Raw genomic sequence first — 5,220 nt, 5'->3', positions numbered from 1 at the left:
CACACCTGAATTCCCGAATTCAATTCGGGAATTCAGGTGTGCGCCCCCTTAATAACCTCAAGCCCTCATCGGAATTGCGGTTGGGAAGTGATGGGGCCAGTGAACGTGCGTCCGGGGCAGGCAAGTTCGGTTTTTGGCATGCTAGAACGCGATGGCGTGCGGCTCTCCTTGGTCGAATTTTAAGACGATCATGCAGTGGATGATGTCACCAACCTCGTGACCATAGCCGCTGGCCTGCCGCATGCCGATCCAAAGAACACCTTCTTTTATGGTCTATCCCGTGGCGGGATGATGACCTTTCTTGCCCTTCGGCGGAGTGCAGGACTGAACGCAGCGGGCGCGGTCTATGATTTGCAAGATGCGTAGGATGCCATAAAGCGCCAGTCTACCGGCATCGCTGAAACCGTGACCCAGCTGATTCCAAATTATGGCGTGGCGGCGCTGAGCGACAGGGCCGTGATGAACTGGCCGGAGAAGGTGAACGTGCCGCTGCTGATGATCCATGGCGGCCAGGATGATGAAGTTCCTGTGGCGCAGGCACTCACCTTCTCCGGAAAGCTCAATGCGCTGCACAAGCAATACAAGCTGGTGGTATACGGCGATGACATTCATGAAGCGGTGCTGCATCGGCCTCGCACAGTTTGTCTCGGAACTGATGCATAAGCGGTCGATGAGCAGGGCGTGCAGATGCTACCAGACGAAGCACTTTTTTATGTAACATGCGCGCGTGGATACGATCCTGGAGTCGCTTGGTCCCGGTCATCTCGTTCTCGATCTGGGCTGCGGCAAAGGCAGTTTTCAATACGCGAGCTACAAATGCAAAATCCTTGGAATCGATCTCGCGTTGGACGGGAGTGCGCCGTCTGTTGCCCCCGATCGTATCTTTTACGCATGCGGCGATTCGCACGCGTTGCCTTTATCGTCGAGTACAATCGATTTCGCGGTATGCAACCATTCACTCGAACACGTAGCGCACATCGGCGAAACGCTTTCGGAATTGGCGCGCGTGCTGAAACCGCGGGGCTTCCTTTGGATCAGCGTTCCCGACGGATTCGGCTTCGATGACGGGCTCTATCGATTCCTCTACAACGGCGGCGGCCATATCAACCGTTTCAGCTTTGCCGGCCTGAAGAATGCCGTGGAATCAACGGGACTCCAACTCGTACAGTCGAATACGCTGACGAGCAGCTTCATCTACTGTAAACGGCCTGAAGACGCCGCCTGGCCTTACCTGTCCCGGAGATCGAAACTTCTGCACATCGTGGGAATTCTCAGGCCGGTCGCATCCGTTCTGAACGAAGCGACGAGGTTCCTGGACAGGCGCTTTCATAGCCGGCTCAGCCGCTACGGCTGGGGTTTTCTATTCGCGAGAGGGGCACCGGCAGAGCGATTCGCGTTGCCATCCTATTTCAATGTCTGCGCAGGCTGCGGTTCCGGCCACGCCATCCAGACGTTGCGCCCCGGAGCTTATAAACGATGGACAATCCCATTCTATCGATGTCCGCGCTGCAATGAAGCCAACCTGATGTTCGATCCTCCGGCCGGTTTCGACTGAACCATAGGAGTCAGTCGTGCATCGTTCAGGGCTGCCGGGTGCAGAATTCCGGCTAAAGATGCTTGTGCATTTTCGTTTGCCCGACCGGCATCCTGGTCATGACGCCTTTCTACGATGACAACGGGGATGCCTTGCGCCTCGATGTCGGCGGGCGATTCGGACAAGATCACGTTGCGCTCCTCGTGCCCGCACTTGAATTTTCGACAGGCATACTGTCGCGTCGGCCATAGTGCAAGGCTTGATGCTTCTTCTTGCCACACTGAGTGCCTTTCTTGTGAGCCTGTATCGCATTTTCTTTTCTGCATCTCAACGATCTGGCCGCTTGTTCAGCCCTGGCAACTCTGAGCGTGACAGGCCGAGGCGTAATCCAGGGAGTCCTTGGACGTTTAAGGACCAATGCCCACAACTTGATTCGTTCGTCACCATGCCCGGTACTGAGCATATGAAGACCACTGAACCAGCGGTAACGGACGACGCCGCGTGAACAACCCGCAACTGGCAGACTTTCCGCGAATGTGGGGGAAGTTGCTGTATTCCAAATACAATTTTGTCATTCGTCTTGTCATGCGGTGGATCGCCAAAAGATCAGGAGCGGAAACAGATACTTCACGCGATTACGAGTACACCGACTGGACTCGACTGGATCAATTCGTGAATCAGTTCTCTGCGGATATTCGATCAGACGATAGTCTGTCTCACGCCAGGTAGCACTTCCAGAGTGTCGGCCGGCGTTCAGAACGTTCGGAATGACCGCTGGCCGCCGGGTTGGCTTTGGGATCATGTTGGATCGCAGTCGATCTTTTATGCAGGTGATTCCTACGCGGGCGTGGCGCTTCCGCGTACGCGACCGCGGCCAATTTTTCCAATCCTTATCCCGAGGTAGTGATCCCCCGCCCCAAGACAACAATGAACCAAAGACTGGCAGCAACAGCAGTAGCAATCCAAGGAGTATTGCGCGCGATAGGCCCAACAGGCTTTTGTACTTTCGCTTTCGATTGCATCATCTGCGGTAGGCTGAGTAGGCCCGCGTTCGCGCCCAAGCTCGAGGCCAAAGCCGACCCGACCACGTAAAATGGGCCGGCAGGATTCGGCAGCCCCGCTGCGAGGGCAAGAACACCCTGGCTGACGTAAGGCGTCCAACACAAGTTACGCGGCCGTGTGTTCTCCTCGCCTCTGAACGCGTTTAGTTCTGAGCCGACGAGAAGCATCGACCCAAAGTAAGTGACGACACCGAGTATCAGTAGTCCCAGCCGCCAAATTAAATGCGGCTTTAAGCCTCGAATCACATCAGCCCAATCTCCGAAATTGAAGGCGCCCGAGAAAAGAAAATATCCGGTGCCGGTAAAGAGATTGCCGGCCAGCGCCACGACCAGAAAGTAGCGGGTTGCCGGCGAATACCGTTCCGCAAACCGCAAAACGAGCCAAAAGAACCCTCCCAAAACAAGATTGATCAGCGGGCCGGCCGCTTTAACCCAGCCCGTTTCAATATCGCTCTCGACCGCAACAGTGCTTAGTGTGAACCGGCGTGCACCAAGCAGCCAAGCCGTGACGCCGTGCCCCACTATTTCGTGAAGAACATTTTGAAGAATGTAAGCCAGCGTCGAAATGGCTATCAACGTCGGCAGGTCGTCCCCCGTATTCATGATTCCCCCATAACACTTAGGTACCCGTACACCGGCCATCGCCCTCGCCAATTTCGTCTTGTCATGAGGTGGATTGCCAAGGGTACGTCCGGTGCCGTCTCCTCAAGACGGCGTAACGCAAGGAACTGCTTGGCGCCCATGCCGACGATAGAGATGAAAGTCCGCATCTGTCGTCAGGATCATCGGGGAGTCGAGAATTTCCGTCATTCGTACCAGGCAAGTATCCGCGAGACTTGCGGGCACGTCGTCGTATTTCTCCATGAGTTTCAATACGTCGTCCAGGTTTTCCGCGAACCCGAAGGACAAAAGGACAGCCTCCCGCCGAAGAAGTGCGCGGATCGCAGGCGTGCCACGCGAACCCAGCAGGTGGAATGCCTCGGAAAGAACGGCTTCGCAGGTTCTCCAGGGTGGAGGAAAGCGCTTCGCCTGTATAACGGCCCAGGTGTGATTGGAATCGCGGCGACCGAGCAGCGCGATCAAGAATCCCGCGTCAACGAGAACGTTTCCCATAGCCGGTGGCTTTCAAGTAGTCTGGAGCGGTTCCGGTGCGGCCGGCGCTCCACGCAAGAGTCCCTCCGTACTGAGATCCTCGTCGATATCAGGCCAGTGAATGCCGTACCCCGCTCCACTGACCTTCCAATTCAACCGCTGTTCAGGAGTTGCCTCCAGAAGAGTTGGATACCATGCTAGCGGAACTACGATCGTACGACCATCCATGAGATCGACGGCGATCGTGTCCTCAGTAAGATGAACGTTCTTGACTCGTTCGCCGGGTTTAACGTCCGAACCGTGCATACCATTTCTCCAAAAGCGTCGCTTCATTTTCCTTCAAAATGCGCTGAATTTTTCGAAGTTCCACCGGGCTGAAGCCGAGGTTGCTCGCCAGCGCCAAAGGAGTCAGCCAGAATTTCGCCGACTGAGGTCCACGTGGACGTGAGGAGGTTCATTAGGCTCGTGCGAATGAAAGTAGGCTCGATATGGCCCTGAGCGCAATATCGTCGGCACGAAGCCAGTATCTCACCGTCCCTCGGATTGTCGAAGTCGGGCGAGGTTGCCGGGCGTGAAAAATCCAGTTCGATCGCGATAACAACCAGTCGCGTTTATCCCGGACTTGACGACTTTTCCCTGCGGAAAATGCTGAGGCCCACAGATAAACATAATACAGATAAACATAATGCAGAGGGTTTTTAGCCGAACGCGGCGGGGAACCAGATTGAAAAGGGGAGTCGAGATATCGAATGCGGCCGCGGTGCCCCCGTCGAAGTTCTTTTTATTGATCGAGTTGAAAAACCCTCAGAGAATTGAAGCCTCGAAACCAACCGAGTCCGAGCTATAGCTCGGAGTTTTATCATTGCCCGACCCGCCCTCTCCCGCCGAGGCGAAAGAGGGCGAATCTGACGGACTAAAGTGAGATGCGGGTTACCGAGTCGCTCCAGTCCGTATAACCGGCCCGGCCCTGGGCACGCATCTGAAATGCATAGAGCGTGCCCGGCGTCAGACCAGTGACGGTGATGGAACGAATGGCCGTAACCGGAGACCACTCGGTCCACGATCCCGGTTTACCGTCTGCCCCCACCGCCGCATAGCGCGGTGTGTAGCTCACGGCTTTGCGAACCAGTTTGCCCCGCATGATCATCTGACCGCTGTTCGGACCGTTCGTCAAAGTGAATGACGGCGGACCGGCAAGCGGCTGCGGAGCGGTATGGACCGCTGTCGACTGCTGCTGGAATCCGCTGGATTGAAAAACTGCCGGATCGTTATTGCAGTTCGCTTCAACCCAATGGCCCAGCTGACGCAACATCGTCACTACGACTTCGCGCTGTTTTTCGCGTTCGGTGATGGCTTGCTTACTGCCATCGGCCGAGGCCGCGATCAGGCTGACGTAGCTATCCACTTCGGTCTTCAAATCCGCCGGCTTGATCGGCGGATTCGGCAACTTCGTGTTGTTCGTCATTCCGTCCACGACGGCGATCCCCTGAGTCGCAACTTGCATATCAGCGATGCCGGCGTAGGCCAGTTTCA

Annotated in this window: 7 protein-coding genes and 1 pseudogene; 3 read left to right on the top strand and 5 right to left on the bottom strand. The window is 56.0% G+C overall.

What is annotated here, in order from left to right:
* Positions 1–195 precede the first annotated feature (195 nt).
* The 3 genes from VGK48_23515 to VGK48_23505 all read left to right on the top strand — a co-directional run bounded on the left by VGK48_23515 (position 196) and on the right by VGK48_23505 (position 1,555).
* A complete protein-coding gene (locus tag VGK48_23515) occupies positions 196–366 on the top strand; it encodes a hypothetical protein (GenBank protein HEY2384154.1) in 171 nt (56 codons plus the stop codon).
* Positions 367–405: 39 nt separating this feature from the next.
* Entirely contained in the window at positions 406–663 is a 258-nt protein-coding gene (locus tag VGK48_23510; protein ID HEY2384153.1) for a prolyl oligopeptidase family serine peptidase, read from the top strand.
* Between the two features lie 64 nt (positions 664–727).
* Positions 728–1,555, top strand: a complete 828-nt coding sequence (locus tag VGK48_23505; protein HEY2384152.1) for a class I SAM-dependent methyltransferase — start codon at positions 728–730, stop codon at positions 1,553–1,555.
* 869 nt (positions 1,556–2,424) lie between these two features.
* Here the strand turns inward: VGK48_23505 and VGK48_23500 are convergent.
* The 5 genes and pseudogenes from VGK48_23500 to VGK48_23480 all read right to left on the bottom strand — a co-directional run.
* A complete protein-coding gene (locus VGK48_23500) occupies positions 2,425–3,198 on the bottom strand; it encodes a hypothetical protein (protein ID HEY2384151.1) in 774 nt (257 codons plus the stop codon).
* Positions 3,199–3,300: 102 nt separating this feature from the next.
* Positions 3,301–3,708, bottom strand: coding sequence for a PIN domain-containing protein (locus VGK48_23495; GenBank protein HEY2384150.1), 408 nt, complete (start codon positions 3,706–3,708; stop codon positions 3,301–3,303).
* Between the two features lie 12 nt (positions 3,709–3,720).
* Complete coding sequence (locus VGK48_23490) at positions 3,721–3,993, bottom strand: DUF2442 domain-containing protein (GenBank protein HEY2384149.1); 273 nt, start codon at positions 3,991–3,993, stop codon at positions 3,721–3,723.
* Positions 3,974–4,203: pseudogene (locus tag VGK48_23485) on the bottom strand (DUF4160 domain-containing protein). Before VGK48_23485 ends, VGK48_23490 begins: the two are co-directional and overlap by 20 nt.
* 397 nt (positions 4,204–4,600) lie before the next feature.
* On the bottom strand, positions 4,601–5,220 hold a 620-nt coding region (locus tag VGK48_23480), incomplete at its 5' end, for a fibronectin type III domain-containing protein (GenBank protein HEY2384148.1).

This window comes from Terriglobia bacterium (assembly GCA_036496425.1).
Lineage (GTDB): Bacteria > Acidobacteriota > Terriglobia > 20CM-2-55-15 > 20CM-2-55-15 > 20CM-2-55-15.
The sequence above is the reverse complement of the archived record's forward strand: the minus strand, read 5'-3'. Positions and strand labels throughout refer to the sequence as shown.

Excerpts from the sequence above, each read along its gene's own strand:
- VGK48_23500 (HEY2384151.1), bottom strand. The coding sequence starts at position 3,198 with ATGAATACGGGGGACGACCTGCCGACGTTGATAGCCATTTCGACGCTG.
- VGK48_23495 (HEY2384150.1), bottom strand. The coding sequence starts at position 3,708 with ATGGGAAACGTTCTCGTTGACGCGGGATTCTTGATCGCGCTGCTCGGT.
- VGK48_23490 (HEY2384149.1), bottom strand. The coding sequence starts at position 3,993 with ATGCACGGTTCGGACGTTAAACCCGGCGAACGAGTCAAGAACGTTCAT.